Raw genomic sequence first — 17,417 nt, forward strand, 5'->3', positions numbered from 1 at the left:
CTTCAGCTCGATTTCTTCACGATATTCAGGTGGTCGCTCGACGGCCGGTCGAGCCACCGACCGACGATCTCGGTGATATGGGCGAGCCCTTCCAGTCGCAGGCCGTTTGCGGTGCTTTTCGAAGGCGGCGCCCGCAACGGCAGCGCCTTCAGTGCTGCCGCCAGCCGCAGCGGATCTTCCGCTTCGTCCGGCAACAGCATTTCGACGAGGCCAAGCTCGGCCGCGCGGCGGGCGCGGATCAACTGCTCTTCGCGCGGCTGGATGCGCGGTACGATCAGCGCCGGCTTGTCGAAGGAGAGGATTTCGCAATAGGTGTTGTAGCCACCCATGGCAACGACGCCCTTTGCGCCGGCGATGAGCTCTTCCATGCGATTGTCGAATTCGATGATCTTGATGTAGGGGATCTTGCTGCCCTTACGGATCAGCTTTTCCCGCTTCTTGACCGGCATATAGGGCCCGAGCACGATCAACGCCCTGTGCGTCAGCTCCGGGTCTTGCTGGTAGGCGTGAATGACCTGGTGGATCAGATCGGCGCCGTCGCCGCCGCCGCCGGTCGTCACCAGAATGTAGTCGCCTTGGGGCTTATGGCCCGGCAGTTCCTCGCGCGGAACGCTGCGCTGCAGGAAGCCGACGAAGTCCATCCGGTCGCGCACGGCCGGCGGCACTTCGAGTTCGGTCAGCGGATCGTAAAAATCCGGCGGGCCATAGACCCAGATCGTATCGTAATACTGCTCGATCTTGCGCATCGTATCGCGCCGCTTCCACTCTGCCTCCAGCAGATGCGGCGCGTCCATGACCTCGCGCAGGCCAAGCACCAGCGTCGTGCCATGCGCCTTCAGATAGGTCAGTGTTTCCTCCACCTCGCCGCGCAGCCCCATGGGCTCCTTGTCGACGATGAAGATGTCCGGCTTGAAGGTTTCGGCCGTGTGCCGGATGATCGCCTGGCGCATCTTCAGCGTCTCGTCGAGCTCGATGTGCCGGTCGAGCGAGGTGTAGTCGCCGTTGTGCAGCTTGATCACGCTCGGGATTTTTACGAAATCCACACGCGCGCGATAATCGAAGGCGCCGGCGATCGTCGCCCCGGAGATGATCAGGATGTTCAAGCCGCGATAGTCTTCCACCAGCGAATGCGCAATCGTGCGACACCGCCGGAGGTGTCCGAGCCCGAACGTATCATGGCTATACATGAGGATCCGGGCATCTTCGAAACGCCGCATCATGCAAGAAACCTTTCGCTCAGGATCAATGAACCGTTTCACGCCGACCGATCGTCGGCGTCAAATCGGGCTTCATTTGTAGGGATCGGCCGCGTCACGCAACCCATCTCCCAAGAAGTTGAATGCCAAAATCACAAGAATGACCGGAATTGTGGGAAATAGGAGCCAGGGGTAGAACGCAATAACGCTGACGCTTTTGGCCTCCGTCAAGAGAATGCCCCAACTGGTGATGGGGGGTCTGAGGCCGAGACCGAGGAAACTCAGGGCGGTCTCGCCGAGGATCATGCCGGGGATCGAGATCGTCGCCGTGGCGATCAGATGCGACATGAAACCGGGCACGAGATGCCGTCCGATGATGCGGCTGCTCCTTGCGCCCATCAACTGGGCCGCAAGCACATAATCTTCCTCGCGAAGCGCCAGCAGTTTCGAGCGCACCGCGCGCGCAAGCCCCGTCCAGTCCAGGAGACCAAGGATGATCGTGATCGCCAGATAGATCAGGATCGGGCTCCAGGTCGCCGGCATGATCGCTGCGAGCGACAGCCAGAGCGGGATGCTCGGGATAGACTGCAGGACTTCGATGACACGCTGGACGATGAGATCGAAGACGCCACCGTGATAACCCGCAAGGCCACCGATGACGATGCCGAGCACGAAGCTGACGGTGATGCCGAGCAGGCCGATCGTCAGCGAAATTCGGGCACCGTAAATGATGCGCGACAGCACGTCGCGACCGAGACGGTCCGTTCCAAGGAAGAACGCCTGACCGTCCTTGGCCGGGCAAACGAGATGTACATTGCTGTCGAACAGCCCCCAGAAGCGATAACTGTCGCCGCGGCAGAAGAAGCGAAGCCGCTGCACATCCGTGACATCGTCGGCATAATTGCGCTTCAACGTTTCCATATCCAGCGTCATGGTCCGTCCATAGACGAAGGGACCGACGAACTTGCCCTCATGGAACAGGTGCACCGCCTGCGGCGGCGCGTAGATATAATCCATGTTGCGGGTGTGCAGGTTATAGGGCGCCAGGAACTCGGAGATGAGGATCGACAGGTAGAGCACGGCGAGGAAGATGCCGGAGACGAGCGCGAGCCTGTGGCGGCGGAATTTCCACCACATCAGGCGAAGCTGGGAAGCCTGGTTGACGCGCACCTGCTCGTCGGTCATCGCCTCGACGGAATAGGGATCGAAAGGAGCTGTCGATACGTAATGCGGCAAGGGCTCGCCGGGCGCCGGAAGAAATGACGTCACTTGGTGCTCCTGCCTTGCAGCCGAATTCGAGGATCGAGAATGGCGAGCGCGATATCGGAAATCAGCACGCCGATCACGGTTAGGAAGGCGAGGAACATCAGGAACGAACCGGCGAGATACATGTCCTGGCTTTGCAGGGCCTTGATCAGCATCGGACCGGTGGTTTCCAGCGACAAGACGATCGCGGTGATTTCAGCGCCGGAAATGATCGCCGGCAGGATCGAGCCGATATCCGATATGAAGAAATTCAGGGCCATGCGCAAAGGGTATTTGACCAGCGTACGCATCGGCGAAAGCCCCTTGGCGCGGGCCGTCACGACATACTGCTTCTGCAGCTCGTCAAGCAGATTTGCACGCAGACGCCGGATCATGCCGGCAGTGCCCGCCGCACCGACGATGATGACGGGGATCCAGATATGTTCGAGGATCGATTTCGCTTTCGCCCAACTCATCGGCTCGGCCAGATATTTCTGGTCCATCAGGTGGCCGATCGAGATCCCGAACCAGATATTGGCGAAATACATCAGGATCAGCGCCAGCATGAAGTTGGGGATGGCAATGCCGATAAGCCCCATGAGCGACAGGCCGTAGTCGCCCCAGCTGTACTGATGGGTGGCGGAATAGATGCCGATCGGAAAGGCGATCAGCCAGGTGAAGATGATGGTGACGAAGGAAACGAGGATCGTCAGCCACAGACGGTCGCCGACGACAGAGCTGACCGGCAGCTCGTATTCGAAAGAATAGCCGAAATCGCCCTGCAGCATGCCGCCGAGCCAGTAGACGTAGCGCAGGACCGGCGGCTGGTCGAAGCCGTACTCTTTCCTCAGCGCCTCGATCTGCTCCATGTCGACGCCTTCGCCCTGCGCCTTGATCTCGGCGACATAGCTCTCGAAGTAGTCGCCCGGCGGCAGTTCGATGATGGTGAAGACAAGCGCAGAAATGATCAGGAGGGTTGGAACCATCGCTGCGATACGCCAGAGAATATATCGCAGCATGTCAGGCTTCCTGCTCGATCCAGAAGGTATCGGTCTTGTAAACACCAAAATAGGCGGTGGGATCGAAACCGTAGAGCCCCGTTTCCGGCACGTTCCTAAGCTTCGTCGCCACGAGGATCGGCTGTAGCGAGGCGTTGACGATACCGATCGAGAAGACCTGGTCCGTGTAAATCGACAGCATGCGGGTCCAGATCTCCGTGCGCTCGGCGTCTTCAGCCGAGTGTCGCCAGCGTTGCAGCAGCTCCGTCAATTCGACCGCGGCAGGCAGATCCGGCGGCTGGCCCATTTCACCATGGGACAGGTAGTTGAGTCCCCAGACCGGCCATTGCAGTTGGTCGTCGGCCGTCGGCGCCAGTTGCCCCGGGTTCATGCCCGGCGTCGGAACGCCGTTGTCGAGCCCGAACCACATCGACATGACGATTTCGCCGCCGACGGCACGACTGCGGAACGTGTCGCGCTGCGAGGTGCGAATGAAAAGCGATATTCCGACCTTCTGCCAGTAGTCGGTGACGAGCTGCAACACGTCCGTCTCGAGTGTGCTTTCGCCGGCGGTTTCCACGACGATTTGCGCGGCCCGGCCGTCGGGCAGGACGCGAATGCCGTCGCTACCGCGTTGCGTCAGGCCCGCTTCGTCGAGCAGCGCGTTGGCTTGATCGGGATCATGAGCCACCCAGGCGTTGGCAAACTCCGGACGGAACAACGGGCTGTCCGGCAGAACCGTGTCGGCGCTCTCCTTGGTCAGGCCGTAGAAGACTGCCTTGTTGATCTCCGTGCGGTCGATGGCCAGCGAGAGCGCGCGGCGAACGCGCACATCCTGCAGCAACGACCGCCAAACCGTGTCCGAGCAGTTGAGGTTCGGCAACAGCGCCAGGCGCGAGCCCTGCGTCTTCTTCCACAGTAGCACCTTGACCGGATACCGCTTCTCGGAATCCTTGAGGAAGGTATAGTCGACAAAGTCGATACCTGTCGCCTGCAGGTCGCTTTCACCCGTGCCCGTCTTTGCCGGGATCAGCGCCGACGAGCTGACGTTGAGCACGAACTTGTCGATATAGGGAAGCTGCAACCCATTCTCGTCGACGCGATGGAAGTAAGGGTTGCGCTCGAAGACGAACTGTTCGGCCGGAAGCGGCGTCGTGTTGCGCCATGGGTCGAGCGTCGGAAGCGCGGGGTTCTCAGGGCGATAGGAGCGAGCCATGCGCATATGGAGCTGGCTCCACTTCTTGACGCGCTGCTCCTTCATCAAGACCTTGAGCTTGTCTTCTTCCTGATATTTCTCGTGGAACTGCTTGAGATAGGCGGAAGGCACCGCTACCACCAGCGGCTGCGGTGCTGCGAGCTTCTGCAGGAAGTCCGGATTCGGCGTCGACCACGTATAGCGAACGGTTCGCTCGTCGATGACTTCGAACTTTCCGGCCTCGCCGTCCATCACCAGCGCGGTCGGCAAACCGGCGGGGCTCAGCTTCTCGTTGTTGAGCACATCGTCCCAGCAATAGCGGAAGTCCTCGGCCGTCAGTGGCGTTCCGTCGGACCACTTGTGCCCTTCTCTCAGATGGAAGGTGAAGATGCGGTCCTCGACCGTCTCGTAGCTTTCGAGAACATCCGCTTCGAGCTTCAGCGTTTCATCATAGCCGACCAGTCGGGCATAGCCGTAGACGGTCATCAGCCGGATGTCCTTGGCACTGCCGATGAGCATCGTCACGACACCGCCATGCTTGCCGGGCGTGCGCCCCAGGGCAGCGACGTTGATGACACGTGGCGTCTTGGGCAAGCGCTCGCCGACCGGCGGAAGTTTGCCGTCGGCAATCAGTTTTTCCAGAAACGCCGGCTCGACCCCAGCAGCCAAGAGCCGCATGGGAAATGCCACGGTTGCAAGCAATGCCAGTACAGTTCGGCGGGTGATCATGGCCGTAACTCCCTTGCATCCACGGACCGGCGCGCCAGCACGAAGTGGTCGCCACCGAGATCGGCGGGGATGAGCGTGTCGCCAGCGTCGTCGACACGGAACTGCGGTCCCCAGCGCCGCATATCCGATCCTTCGCTGTCCTTCAGCCTGTCGAAGTCCAGCGGCCGGTCAAGATCCGGATAGGGAACGGCCGCCAGCAGCGACTTGGTATAGGGATGTACCGGCTTGCGCATCAGCACCTCGCGCGGGGCGAGTTCGACGATGCGGCCGGCGCACATGACGGCAATACGGTCCGCCATATAGTCCACAACCGCAAGGTTGTGCGAAATGAACAGGCAGGTCAGCCCCAACTCTTTCTGCAGATCCTTGAGAAGATTGAGAATCTGTGCCTGAACGGAAACGTCCAGCGCCGAAACCGGTTCGTCGCAGATCAGCAGTTCCGGCACGAGCGCGAGAGCCCGGGCAATGCCGATGCGCTGGCGTTGGCCACCCGAGAAGCTGTGCGGATAACGGTTGATGAAGCGCTGGTCGAGACCAACAGCCTGCAGCAGCGAACGCACCGTCTCGACGCGTGATTTCGCCGTCCCGCGACCGTGGATCTCCAAGGGCTCGCTGAGGATGTTCTTGACCGTCATGCGCGGCGAAAGTGACGAAACCGGGTCCTGGAAGACCATCTGGATTTTCGAGCGCAGCGCCTGAAGCTCGTCGCCCTGCACCTTCAAGACATCGACAGGCCCTTCGCCGTTGTCGAATATTACCGATCCGGCATCGGGCGTAACGGCGCGCATGAGGATCTTGCTGACGGTCGTCTTGCCACAACCGCTTTCGCCAACAAGACCAAGACATTCGCCGCGACGGATGTCGAAGCTGACATCATCGACGGCACGATGCAGTGTACTTTCCCCGCCCCCGAACCAGGAGGAACTCCGCGTGCCATAGGTCTTCGAAACATTGCGGACGGAAAGCAGCACATCCGGGCCGGTGGGTTTGTCCGCTGCCGTGGTCCCGAGCAGCGTGCCGGCCTTGACCGACACTTCGCGCAGCGCCTTCAAACGCTCGCCGGGTTTCATGTCGAAATGCGGGACCGCCGCCATCAGACCCTTGAGATAGGGATGCTGCGGGTTGCGGAAGATGGCTTCGACAGGGCCAGCCTCGACGATCTGCCCGTGATAGATCACCACTACCTCATCCGCCATGTTGGCGACGACGCCGAGGTCGTGGGTGATCAGCAACATCGCCATATTGAGCTTCACCTGAAGCTCGCGCAGAAGTTTCAGGATCTGGGCCTGTACGGTCACGTCGAGCGCGGTCGTCGGTTCGTCGGCAATCAACAGCGCCGGCCGGCAGATCAGTGCCATCGCGATCATCGCGCGCTGGCGCATGCCGCCGGAAAGCTCGAACGGATACATGTCGTAGGCGCGCTTCGGATTGGCGAAGCCGACATAGCCGAGCAGTTCTTCTGTCCGCGCCCGGCGTTCGGCCTTTTCCGCATCCGTGTGGATCTTCAGCACCTCGGAAATCTGGTTTCCGATCGTATGGAGCGGCGACAACGACGTCATCGGCTCCTGAAAGATCTTGCTGATACGCGTGCCGCGCAGGCTACGTATTTCCTCACCTTCCCGCTCCAGCGCGAGCAGGTCGGTCGGCTTCGCCGAAGTGATCGGATCGTTGAACAAAATCTTGCCACCAACCCTGGCGACGTTGGGCAAGATGCCCATCACGGCCTGGCTGATTGCCGACTTGCCCGACCCCGACTCACCAACGAGCGCCGTGACCTTGCCGGGCAAAATCCTGAAATTCGCATTGTTGACGGCTTGCACTTCGCCGCCGAGCACCGAGAATGTGATCCGCAGACCTTCAACTCGAAGCAGGTCCGCCCCAGATGTCATAGCAGCACGCTTCCCTCATTGCTTTTTATCCGCCGCCTCTAAAAAAAGACTAGCGCAGCTTCAGAGGGCTGTCCAGCATGGCCAGTTGCAACCGGAGCATTGCCCCGTGCATCTTCAGTTGGTTAGAGCGCGGGGCACGTCCCGCCCTTCAGCACGTCGGAGCAATTCGGCGAGCGGCGGAAGTCGTCATAAAACAGCGTCCAGTTGGTCGTATCGGCAGCCCGATAGGGACCGAACTTGAAGTACTGGTTCTTGCCGAGCCCCTTGTCGGCGTGACCGACATGCCCCGCCACCGTGATGATCGGCTTGCCGTTGGCAAAGAGCTCGATGCGCCCCGTGCCACCGGCCCCCGGCAGCGTGTAGATCGCGAAGTCGATCCAGCCGGACTTTGGATCCGGCAGCGGGTTGCCATGGTTCGTCACCTTGATGGCATCCGTGCAGGCGTTGAACAGGCTGCCGTCTTCCGGTTTCCAGTTGCTGTCGGCGGCGACCAGCATACGCATCTGGTTGACGGCAGGCCGCCCCCATACCGGGATCTCGCCAGGCCTGCAGTTCGCTGGCGTACCTTCCGGGCCGGACGAGAGCGGCGCGATGTAATTGGTCTCCACCGTGACGAAGAGCTTGCCCGCCTCTAGGCGCAAAGCGAGAAACGGGCTGAAATCACCTTCGGCACCGGGATCGATCTCACGCTTCCATTGGGCGATCAGATAGCGGTGATCTTCCTTTGGGACCGGATCGGCGAATTTGACCGCGAAACCATACCAGACCCCCTGGTCATAGGGAACGCGCAGCGCCGTCTTCTCCCAAATCTCGGCTCGCTCGCTACAACCATCAAGCGAATCCGGGCAGGTCGGAATGACGCTCAGCTTGAGTGCGCCTTTGCCGGTGTGCGTCACCTGGTCTTGAAATTCCACCGTGCCCGCAGACTGCTCAAAATTCTCGCGATAGTAGAGCCCGCCTTCGGGGGAAAAATTCTGTCCCTCGAAGCCGTCAGACAGTTTGGTTTCCCACGGCTGCGCCATCGCGCCTCCGGCCATGGCGATGCTGGCGGCGACAATCACGGCTCGGAACATTCTTCCCCCTATTGAAGCATCTTGTCGATAAGACCACGCGGCGGTTGAAGCGGGCGAGTATTGCGATGAAGCAACATGACATGTTCCGCTTCGGAAAGTCCATCCTGCAACACATCGTCGAAGCGCTCATCGGCTCTGGCAAGCAATGCTGCATCGTTGGGGTAGAGAATCGTGAATTTCTGCCGCACTCCGCGCAATTTTTCCTGGCCGAGCGCCGTCCAGTCTCCGCCGCAGTAATTGACGAAGGCCTCGCTGGCGACGACGCTGTGTGCATATTTCTTGGTGAGGTTCTGCAGCCGCTGCACTTCGTTGACCGCCGAGCCGAAGGCGGAGAAGGTCAGCCGGTCGCGCAGCCCGACGTTGCCGAACATCACGTTGCCGACATGCAGCCCGATACCGTAGCCGATCGGATCGCGTGATTGCTTGCGCCTTTCGCCGTTCAGCATCTCCATGCGTACCGTTGCTGCGCGCACGGCGGCAAAGGCCTCGCGGGCGGCAAATTCGGATGGTTCCTTATGGCGTCCACACGGATAGACGGCGATGAACCCGTCGCCGACGAAACTCAGGATATGGCCGCCATTGCGATTGAAGGGCGCGGCGATCGCGTCGAAATAGCTGTTCAGCGTCTCGATATAGGACTGCCGCCCCTCCTTTTCCGCCAGCATCGTCGAGCGACGCATGTCGGCCATGACCAGGATCGCGCGCACGGTCTCGCCGTCGCCGCGGCGAACCTGGCCGCTCATCACGCGCCGGCCGGCACTGGAGCCGAGATAGGTGGTCAGCATGTTGTCAGCGAGTTTGCCGAGCACTGCCATCTTGGCAGCGACCGCGAGGTGATGCTGAAGCTTGAGCAACGCCCCGATTACATCATCGGTGAAGCCGCCATGACGGTCCGTCGTCCAGGAGCCGACCATGCCGTGGCCGGAATCCGCGCCGAGCGATTGCATGAAGGCCAGGTAATCCGTGGCGCCCATTTCCTTGAGATCGTCGAAGATCGGAAACTCGGACGGCGTATCCTGATAAAGGCGCCGCCGGACATGCTCGAGATTGTTGTTGAGCAGATAGTAATATGGGCTCTGCAGGAAGCGCTCGGGATTGAGCGCCAGCTCTTCGTGCCGAAGGCCGCTCACCTCGACGCCCTTGCCTCGGATCCAGGTAAAACCCAGGGCGTCATAGAGCGGGTGCAGCATCGAGAAGGAGAGATGGACGCGCATCAGCGGCAGGCCGGCAGCGGCAAGCCGCTCACAGAAACCTTTGACGATCGTTTCCAGCGGTGCGTCGCTGAGCGACGTCCGCATCAGCCAGTCGGCAACCTTGTCGATGAGGATTTCGGATACGTTGTCGTTCGCCAGGGCCATTTCGCGTCCTCACCATCACAGACCGTCCCGCGTCAGCATCCGGAGACGACGAACGCTCCGGCAAATTGCCGGTCCATGTTCGCGGTGGATGATGATGAGCCGTGCCCGTTAAGAAAATGCTCCAGCCGATTCCGGCGTCGATGACGTGCAGGCACCCGGAATGCGGCATTTACATCCTGCAGATATTGATGCCACCCGGCGATTTCCAGAGGCCGGGCAAAGTTTTTCTCGCACGACGTTTTGATAGCCGGCTCAAGGGCCTTGTCCCGCGGGCCGGCGAGCTGCCTCGCTTGACTTGGGGCTTGTTTCTCTCCAACAAACCACGACATGTTCGCGCGACGCCGTCCGCCTGGCCACGAGATCCGGAAAGCAACCTTGACCTCACCTCACTACGAAAGCCTGCTGTCGTCCATCTCCGCCTCGAGCGCCAGGGTTGGCGTCATCGGTCTCGGCTATGTCGGCCTGCCGCTGGCCATCGCCGCTGCCCGCGCAGGCTTTGCCGTTACCGGCTTCGACATCGATCCCACCAAGATTGTCGCGCTCGACGCGGGCACGTCCTACATCGCCGCCGTATCGGACGCAGCGCTCGTGAAAGAGAGCAGTGCCGGTCGCTTCAGCTCGACGACGGACTTTCAAAAACTGGCGGACTGCGACGTCATCATCATCTGCGTGCCGACGCCGCTCACCAAACACCGCGACCCGGATCTTTCCTTCGTCGAAAAGACATCGCGCGCGATCGCGGCGACCCTCAGGCCCGCACAACTCGTCGTCCTGGAATCGACCACCTACCCCGGGACGACCGACGGCGTCGTGCGCACCATCCTCGAGGAAACCGGGCTCAAGTCCGGCAGCGACTTCTTCGTCGGCTTTTCGCCGGAACGCGAGGATCCTGGCAATCCGACCTACGAAACGGTCAGCATTCCGAAAGTCGTGGCCGGCGACGGACCACAGGCTTCCGCGTTGATGGAACGGTTCTACGCAGCCGTGGTAAAGACTGTCGTGCCGGTTTCCTCCAACGCCACGGCCGAGGCCGTAAAGCTCACCGAGAACATCTTCCGCTCCGTCAACATCGCCCTCGTCAACGAATTGAAGGTCGTCTACGAGGCGATGGGCATCGACGTGTGGGAAGTGATCGAAGCTGCGAAGACAAAGCCCTTCGGCTACATGCCATTCTACCCCGGCCCAGGGCTCGGCGGCCACTGCATCCCGATCGATCCCTTCTACCTCACCTGGAAGTCGCGCGAGTACGAGCTTCCAACCCGCTTCATCGAGCTTGCCGGCGAAATCAACTCGGCCATGCCCCGCCATGTTGTCAGCCGCCTTGCCGAGGCGCTCGACCGCAAGGCTGGCAAGGCGCTCAGCCGTTCCAACGTCCTCGTCGTCGGCCTCGCCTACAAGAAGAACGTTCCGGATATTCGCGAAAGCCCGTCGCTGCGACTGATCGAACTGATCGAAGAGCGCGGCGGACGCACCGCCTATCACGACCCCTATGTCGCCGAGATTCCGCCGACACGCGAGTACGGCGCCCTGAAGGGCCGGCGTTCGGTCACGCTCGACGCGCAAGCGGTCGCCGAATTCGATGCCGTGCTGATTGCCACCGATCACGACAAGGTGGACTACTCTGCCCTTGCCGCTTCCGCATCGCTCATCGTCGATACGCGCAACGTGTTTCATCGCAACGGGCTGACCGGCGATCATATCGTGAAGGCTTAGTCCACCAGGCGCTGAAAACAGGCGGCACTGGCGGTGTCTTGCTAGGCCGCCTTTATGCGCGCCAGCGCGGCCTTGAGCTTGCTTGCCGCCACCGCGTAGCCGCCCGATGCGCCATCGACGAAATGCATGTGGTCCCGCGTCATCGGCGTCGGCACGATGCAGGTCATCAACGCCGAATCCTGTTGATGCAGCCCATAGTGCCCGATACCTGCCGCCTCCGCCTGCCTTAGTCGGGTCTCGATCCTCTCGAGCCGTTCGGCACTGACATCGATCGTCATTTTCAGCCCGTCATCGAACTTGCGGAAATCCGTGTTGTCGGCGAGGTCGCGGCGGTAGCGGCTGGTGTCGAACGAGCCCAGATTCCAGCCCATTCGGAGGCAAACAAACAGCACCAGCGTCTGCACGGTGATGAAGCAACGGGCGACAAAACGCCGTCCTTTCGGCGCCACGGCCCGCGCCTCGGCTCCGATGCCCTTGAAGGAGAAACGTGGCTTTGGCCCAAGTTCGGGTACCGGATGGCCGTTGCGTTCTTCCTCGTCGGCCAATGCGACAATATCGGCGATCAATGTCTGAAACTCCGGCCCATTACCCTTTGGCCCGGGCACGGCAATAATCGAGGCGATGGTGCCATGGCGGGACTTGATCGGGTTCCAGCGACACGAAAGCCCGGTGAGGTCAGGACGGCTGCCAGCCGCCGCAGCGCCGACGGGATAGCGCCCCGCCTTCATCGCCGCTTCGGCCCAACTGGCCCCGCCGCCGGCAAACATCGCGTAGGAAACCTCTTCGCTCGCCTTGAAGCGGGCGACACGCATGTCGAGGCCGTTGGCGCGGATGTCGCTGACCGGCACGAGGGCGGCACGCAATTCGAGCCCCAGCTCCTCCGCGACCCAGGTCTTCACGGCGGCAAGTGCATCGCGAGCGCGGTCCGCCATCGGTGCCGGCAGCGCGGCGAGCGCCCCGTCACCCCCGAAAACAAAGGGCATCGACTTTTCTTCGAGCGCGTTCATCAACGCCGAAATGACGCTGGCACCCGCCATGTTCACGGTCTTGTAGCGGCCTTCGGCAATCGCGGCGGTGGAGTTGACGATGTCGGCGACAGCAAGAAGCCAGCCGTCCGGCAGCGGGCGATAATTCGTCTCGTCCGCGACCCCTTCAAACGCATCGAAAAGAGGCACCGTGTCGTAAAACCGTCCGTCAGCCGCCTCACCCATGCGTGACCTGTTCCCTAAGTTACAGTCCGTTCGATAGATAATTTACATAACAGGGCAACAAAAAGTTTCACAGGCCGTTGCTAAGGCCACCACTACCCGCAAAGCCAGCAGGAACTGGGGGCTTAGCCGGGCAACTTGGTACTCCGCCCCTTGGCGAGGCTACGGTTACTTTCCAAATAATAACCCATGGCATTGCAGGGGTGCGGCCATATGTGCTTGTTTAACAGTCACACAAGGATCAAAATGATCCGAGCGTGCGTAGTGAAGCCGAAACTGAATGCGTGACGACAACTTTCGAGTGCGGTTCTGGGGCGTAAGAGGAAGTTTGCCGGTATCCGGCCAACAATACGTCGCCTATGGGGGAAATACATCCTGCGTCGAGATTCGATGCGGCAAGGATGTTTTGCTCTTCGATGCGGGGTCCGGGCTGCGCGAAGCTGGTTACTCGCTGATCGCCGAAGGCATCGATCAGTTCGACCTTTTCTTCACCCACAGCCACTATGACCACATCATCGGCCTTCCCTATTTCAAGCCGATCTACAAGTGTCAAAACTCGGTACGCTTCTGGTCCGGCCATCTGCACGGCACGATGACCACGAAGGAAATGATCCGCGACTTCATGCGCCCGCCCTGGTTCCCGGTGGACCCGGATATCTGTCAGGCGAGCCTCGACGGCATGGATTTCAAGCCCGGTGACGTGCTGACGCCACGCGCGGGAATCACGATCCGCACGACGAGCCTCAATCATCCGGGCGGCTGTGTCGGCTACCGTGTCGAATGGAACGGGCGCGCTGTCGCGCTCGTCTACGACACCGAGCATGAGCCCGGCATTCTCGATCCCGCTGTTCTCGAATTGATCGCCGGCTGTGACCTGATGGTCTACGACTGCACCTATCTCGAGAGCGAAATGGATCATTTTCAGGGCTTTGGGCACTCGACCGGCATGCATGGCGCCCGGCTGGCGATGGCCGCCGATGTCAAGCAGCTCGCCATGTTCCATCACGATCCGTCGCGCACCGACGAAGCGCTAGCCGCAATGGAACGCGACGTTCAGGCGACGTTTGCCGGCGCCTTTGCTGCCCGCGACGGACAGATCATCGAGCTGTAATTTCGCGGCCGGAAAGCCAGCGGCAGGCCGGATGTCCGCTGGTCGCCGCAAAGAGCTGTTCGAGAAACGCCCAGACACCCTCGTCGTGAACGAGGTGATGCGTCAGTACGCCGATCGTAGCGCCCTTCTGGTCGGCTCTCTCCTCGACATCGCCGGACACCTGTCGAAGCCTCTCAATGATGTCGGAGACGATCAGTGCATGGTCGCGGCAACCGCGCGTCGCGCGCCAATCCATGACATCGACATGGGTGTTGACGAGCTTGAACGGTGATGGTTTCTCGGGCCCGAAGACCGAGAGTACCGTAAAGCCGACGTCGGGCAGGCCGTCGAGGAGCGCCTGATCGATGCGGTTCCACGGCGGAACGAGCATTGGCACCAAGCCACCCGGGAAAAGCGTCCGCAGGCGGTCATAGCCGAGTTCGAGTTCGTGGAGCACCGTGGCGCGCGGCCGGTGCGCGCCAAGCTCCTGCTTCTTTTCCTCAGGTGGAGCGTGATTACGATGCGCCCACCCGTGTACGGCGATGCTGACATCTTCGAGCCCGTCGAGGCGGCGCGCGAGCGCTTCGCCGGCCTGCGCCGGCGGAACGGCCAGAACGACCGGAAGTGCGCATCGGTCGGTCAGCGACAGCAGACGATCGAGCGCCGCCGTCGGCTCGGCTGCGTCGTCGTCACGCAGCCAGAAGTCCACCTGCCGCCCCGATGCCGAGAGGCGATCGAGTTCCGCAGCAAGATGTCGCCAATGGATTTCCTCCGTCATAGGGGCGTCTCCAGCAATTCATCGAAAATCGCGCCAAGCCGTCGGGCAGCAGCCGGAAACGAGCGCTCCCCGTGAACGAACCGCCGTGCGGCAGCGCCCAGTAGCCGACGGCCCGCCGCATCCTCGATCAGGTTGCGCATCGCAGCCGCATAGGCGTCGATATCCCCGTCAGGCGTCAGGAGCCCGGTCTCACCGTCTCTTACCACTTCAGGCACGCCGGCCGTTCGCTGTGCAACGACCGGCAACCCTGCCGCCTGTGCTTCGAGATAGGCAAGCCCGTAGGCCTCGCCGAAGCCGGGCCACACGTAGAGATCGCTGCTTGCAAGAATATCCGGCAGGTCGGCCGCATCCTTTTCGCCAAGCCACGCCAACCGATCTGGCGGCAATACAGCAAAAGCCGCTTTGACCTCCTCGCGGCAAGGACCGTCGCCGACGATCGTCAGGGTCCAGGCAGCGTCGGCAACACGCGCCAGCGCCTGCGCCAGCATGTGGTAGCTGCTCATCTTGTCGCCGCTGCGCATCATCGCGACCACGACCATCCGACAACCGGCACCCGCCCGGGGCTTGCTTTCGGTGAACCGCGTCGCGTCGATGAATGGCGCAAGCATCGCGTGACGACATGAGGGAGCGGCCTCAAGAAGACCGTCGCGGTCGCGGCCCGTCAGGCAGATATTGACTGCCGCCTGCGAGATGGCCGCGAGAACATGGCGTTGGGCAACGGCCCGGACACCCTCGTTCCGCCGCATCGAGTAAGACGCTTCCGCCGTCACATAGGGAATGGAGAATTCGTCCGCAAGCCCGGGTCCGAGCAGGTCCGGCGCCTTGTAATAGGGATGATAGCAAAACCAGAGATCGGGAGCGCCTTCGCCCCGCCAGAGTGTCCGAAGGCGGGTGGCCTCAGCCTCCGCCGCACGCTCCAGTTCCCGGAAATCCTGATCCGACGGCTTGGCCATGAAACTGCGCAGGTCGGATGCAATCGCAACCTCGTGCCCACCGATCCGAAGGGCCGCAATCAGCATGCGCGCCATCAACCGGTCGCCTGACGGCACCGGATGATCGGGGGATTTGAGCGGTGCATAAAAGGCGATCTTCATCCGCAGCGAGCTATCGTGCCTCCGCGCGCGACTGTCAACCAACGGGGTTCCGCACACACAAGCGGCTTGTCAATCGATCGGCAAATCATAGTAGTCGCGTCGGATAAGCCTGAGCGTGCGATCCGGTTCAATGATGTAGGTCTCCTGAACGAAGCTGTTGCCGCTCGTGAAACGGTGCGGGACGATGCTGCCGACGGGCGCCTTCGTCAGTTTCGTGCGGGGTTGTCCGCCATAGGTGATGCTCCCCGGGATCGGCTCGATATCTGGTGTCGTACAGCCGGCAAGCGTCAGAGCGAAAAGGCAAAGAAGGGCTGCCGACCGCCTTACGGGCGAGTTGCTTTTCACCGCGACCATTTCGAGACCTCCACTTCTGCCAGGAACCCGTGCACCGCCAGCCTATGGTGCGGTAGCAGCCGCCTTGTTTTCGACTTTCGCCGCCGCTGCGTCAGCGTCGTGGGCCTCCAGCAGGCTGTAGGCCACATAGTACTTGTAGATGTTGCTGACATATTGAACCGTCTCACGCCCGACGATCGCGGCGGCGGCATTTTCGACATTGCCGAACCAGAGGTTTGGATCGAGCCCCATGTCCTTGGCTTTTGCCCGGAACTTGCGCAGGTTCCCGGGCCCGGCATTGTAGGCAGCGAAGGCAAACAGCAACTGATCTCGCGGCGTCACGGCCGGGTCGTTGATATAGGTATCGACGAGGAAACGCAGATACTTCGATCCGGCTTCGACATTCAGGCTCTCGTCCTTGTCGATGCCGCGGATGTTGACCGCCTTGTCCGCTGCAGTCGACGGCAGCAGTTGCATGATGCCGACAGCACCGCGATGGCTGCGCCGGGACTGATCGAGCTGCGATTCCTGGTATCCCTGCGCCATCAGCATCAGATGATCGAAGGAATAGGTCTTTCCGTGCTTGCGGAAGATCTCGACCAGCGCCTTGAAGCGTTCGACATCCGCTGGATCGTAGGCACGCTTCAGCATCTTGTCGCCCTTATAGTAGGTGTTCCTCAAGATGTTGCCGAAGGTGGTACCGACCTTGTGGGTCTTGACGAAATCGTCGAGGACGGCCTTGAGCTTCGGGCTGTCCTTGCGGATCGCCCAGGCGATTTCGCCGTGATCAGACACAGCGATGTCCTCCCGCACCTTGAGGTCGGTGAAGACCTTCGACCAGATGCTCGCCTTGTACATATCGACGACCGTCCACGGCAGCAGGCCGGCATTGATCATCTCCAGGACGTCTTCGTCCTCCAGGTTCTCATCCATGTCCTTCAGGGTAATCTGCGGGCGGCCGGACTTTTCGAAGCCTGCACTCAGCGCCGCCAGGTGTTCGTAGTAGCTGCTCGAGCGGCGCACATGGATTTCCTGTCCGCTCAGGTCATCAAGTCCGGCGATTGCCGGCGCGGATGGGCCAGTGACAAGAACCTCCTTGGCTTCGTCGTAGAGCGGCGCGGTGAAATCCACCTTGGCAAGCCGTGTTTCCGTGATCGTCAGGTTCGCCATGACGATATCGCCGAGACCTTCATCCAGCGCGGACAGAAGCCTCGCCCGCGGCATCGGCACGAAACCGACGCGGATCTTGTCGATCTGCTTCTTGCGATCCTTGTTGAGCTCGTTTTCCAGCGCCGTCCCGAATTCAACGGCCGTGCCCAATTGCTGGCCGCGATCGACAAAATAGATCGTCTTGCTGAATGGCACGATGATGCGGATCACACGTCGCTTTTCCATCCCGTCGAAGTCGTCCTTGTGTGGTACGAACATCGATCGGAGGAATTGCTCGTTCGATTGCGCCAGGGCGCCGCCACCCGCGAACATCACGAGAAGCAACATCCCCCATAGAACGCGTTTCAT

14 protein-coding genes are annotated in these 17,417 nt (G+C 61.1%); 2 read left to right on the plus strand and 12 right to left on the minus strand.

Translation table 11 applies throughout. The annotated features are described in order from the left end of the window. Positions 1 to 2: 2 nt before the first annotated feature. From PWG15_RS28910 to PWG15_RS28940, 7 genes are all read right to left on the minus strand, one after another. Positions 3 to 1,220: a glycosyltransferase family protein gene (locus tag PWG15_RS28910; protein ID WP_275024947.1), complete on the minus strand. Its 1,218-nt coding sequence runs from the start codon at positions 1,218 to 1,220 to the stop codon at positions 3 to 5. 69 nt (positions 1,221 to 1,289) lie between these two features. Continuing rightward, positions 1,290 to 2,465 (minus strand): ABC transporter permease, encoded by a 1,176-nt coding sequence (locus PWG15_RS28915; protein WP_275024948.1) that lies wholly within the window; start codon positions 2,463 to 2,465, stop codon positions 1,290 to 1,292. Further along, complete coding sequence (locus PWG15_RS28920; protein ID WP_275024950.1) at positions 2,462 to 3,460, minus strand: ABC transporter permease; 999 nt, start codon at positions 3,458 to 3,460, stop codon at positions 2,462 to 2,464. Before PWG15_RS28920 ends, PWG15_RS28915 begins: the two co-directional genes overlap by 4 nt. 1 nt (position 3,461) lies before the next feature. Then, on the minus strand, positions 3,462 to 5,363 hold the full coding sequence (locus PWG15_RS28925; protein WP_275024951.1) for an ABC transporter substrate-binding protein: 1,902 nt from the start codon (positions 5,361 to 5,363) through the stop codon (positions 3,462 to 3,464). Further along, entirely contained in the window at positions 5,360 to 7,252 is a 1,893-nt protein-coding gene (locus PWG15_RS28930) for an ABC transporter ATP-binding protein (RefSeq protein WP_275024952.1), read from the minus strand. The genes PWG15_RS28925 and PWG15_RS28930 overlap by 4 nt, the downstream gene beginning before the upstream one ends. A gap of 122 nt (positions 7,253 to 7,374) precedes the next feature. Then, entirely contained in the window at positions 7,375 to 8,325 is a 951-nt protein-coding gene (locus PWG15_RS28935) for a polysaccharide lyase family 20 protein (protein WP_275024953.1), read from the minus strand. Positions 8,326 to 8,333: 8 nt separating this feature from the next. After that, the gene (locus PWG15_RS28940) at positions 8,334 to 9,683 is read right to left on the minus strand and encodes an adenylate/guanylate cyclase domain-containing protein (RefSeq protein WP_275024954.1); all 1,350 of its coding nucleotides are present in this window, start codon (positions 9,681 to 9,683) and stop codon (positions 8,334 to 8,336) included. A 375-nt stretch (positions 9,684 to 10,058) separates the two neighbouring features. Here PWG15_RS28940 and PWG15_RS28945 point away from each other — a divergent pair, with 375 nt between their 5' ends. Further along, a complete protein-coding gene (locus PWG15_RS28945) occupies positions 10,059 to 11,396 on the plus strand; it encodes a nucleotide sugar dehydrogenase (RefSeq protein ID WP_275024956.1) in 1,338 nt (445 codons plus the stop codon). A gap of 41 nt (positions 11,397 to 11,437) precedes the next feature. On the opposite strand, the gene PWG15_RS28950 is transcribed toward PWG15_RS28945, so the two are convergent. Then, the gene (locus PWG15_RS28950; RefSeq protein WP_275024957.1) at positions 11,438 to 12,607 is read right to left on the minus strand and encodes a DUF3095 domain-containing protein; all 1,170 of its coding nucleotides are present in this window, start codon (positions 12,605 to 12,607) and stop codon (positions 11,438 to 11,440) included. A gap of 277 nt (positions 12,608 to 12,884) precedes the next feature. Between PWG15_RS28950 and PWG15_RS28955 the strand changes: the two genes are divergently transcribed. After that, entirely contained in the window at positions 12,885 to 13,715 is an 831-nt protein-coding gene (locus PWG15_RS28955) for an MBL fold metallo-hydrolase (protein WP_275024958.1), read from the plus strand. Here the strand turns inward: PWG15_RS28955 and PWG15_RS28960 are convergent. The 4 genes from PWG15_RS28960 to PWG15_RS28975 form a co-directional block, all read right to left on the minus strand. Then, a complete protein-coding gene (locus PWG15_RS28960) occupies positions 13,702 to 14,472 on the minus strand; it encodes a polysaccharide deacetylase family protein (RefSeq protein WP_275024959.1) in 771 nt (256 codons plus the stop codon). The genes PWG15_RS28955 and PWG15_RS28960 overlap by 14 nt on opposite strands. Continuing rightward, the gene (locus PWG15_RS28965; RefSeq protein ID WP_275024960.1) at positions 14,469 to 15,566 is read right to left on the minus strand and encodes a glycosyltransferase family 4 protein; all 1,098 of its coding nucleotides are present in this window, start codon (positions 15,564 to 15,566) and stop codon (positions 14,469 to 14,471) included. Before PWG15_RS28965 ends, PWG15_RS28960 begins: the two co-directional genes overlap by 4 nt. Before the next feature lie 69 nt (positions 15,567 to 15,635). Continuing rightward, positions 15,636 to 15,920 carry a hypothetical protein gene (locus PWG15_RS28970; protein WP_275024961.1) on the minus strand — a complete coding sequence of 95 codons (285 nt, stop codon included), beginning with the start codon at positions 15,918 to 15,920 and terminating at the stop codon, positions 15,636 to 15,638. A 42-nt stretch (positions 15,921 to 15,962) separates the two neighbouring features. After that, positions 15,963 to 17,417: an MltF family protein gene (locus PWG15_RS28975; protein ID WP_275024962.1), complete on the minus strand. Its 1,455-nt coding sequence runs from the start codon at positions 17,415 to 17,417 to the stop codon at positions 15,963 to 15,965.

This window comes from Ensifer adhaerens (genome assembly GCF_028993555.1).
GTDB classification, from domain to species: domain Bacteria; phylum Pseudomonadota; class Alphaproteobacteria; order Rhizobiales; family Rhizobiaceae; genus Ensifer; species Ensifer adhaerens_I.

Excerpts from the sequence above, each read along its gene's own strand:
- PWG15_RS28910 (WP_275024947.1), bottom strand. The coding sequence starts at position 1,220 with ATGATGCGGCGTTTCGAAGATGCCCGGATCCTCATGTATAGCCATGAT.
- PWG15_RS28920 (WP_275024950.1), bottom strand. The coding sequence starts at position 3,460 with ATGCTGCGATATATTCTCTGGCGTATCGCAGCGATGGTTCCAACCCTC.
- PWG15_RS28925 (WP_275024951.1), bottom strand. The coding sequence starts at position 5,363 with ATGATCACCCGCCGAACTGTACTGGCATTGCTTGCAACCGTGGCATTT.
- PWG15_RS28930 (WP_275024952.1), bottom strand. The coding sequence starts at position 7,252 with ATGACATCTGGGGCGGACCTGCTTCGAGTTGAAGGTCTGCGGATCACA.
- PWG15_RS28935 (WP_275024953.1), bottom strand. The coding sequence starts at position 8,325 with ATGTTCCGAGCCGTGATTGTCGCCGCCAGCATCGCCATGGCCGGAGGC.
- PWG15_RS28940 (WP_275024954.1), bottom strand. The coding sequence starts at position 9,683 with ATGGCCCTGGCGAACGACAACGTATCCGAAATCCTCATCGACAAGGTT.
- PWG15_RS28950 (WP_275024957.1), bottom strand. The coding sequence starts at position 12,607 with ATGGGTGAGGCGGCTGACGGACGGTTTTACGACACGGTGCCTCTTTTC.
- PWG15_RS28955 (WP_275024958.1), top strand. The coding sequence starts at position 12,885 with ATGCGTGACGACAACTTTCGAGTGCGGTTCTGGGGCGTAAGAGGAAGT.
- PWG15_RS28960 (WP_275024959.1), bottom strand. The coding sequence starts at position 14,472 with ATGACGGAGGAAATCCATTGGCGACATCTTGCTGCGGAACTCGATCGC.
- PWG15_RS28965 (WP_275024960.1), bottom strand. The coding sequence starts at position 15,566 with ATGAAGATCGCCTTTTATGCACCGCTCAAATCCCCCGATCATCCGGTG.
- PWG15_RS28970 (WP_275024961.1), bottom strand. The coding sequence starts at position 15,920 with ATGGTCGCGGTGAAAAGCAACTCGCCCGTAAGGCGGTCGGCAGCCCTT.
- PWG15_RS28975 (WP_275024962.1), bottom strand. The coding sequence starts at position 17,417 with ATGAAACGCGTTCTATGGGGGATGTTGCTTCTCGTGATGTTCGCGGGT.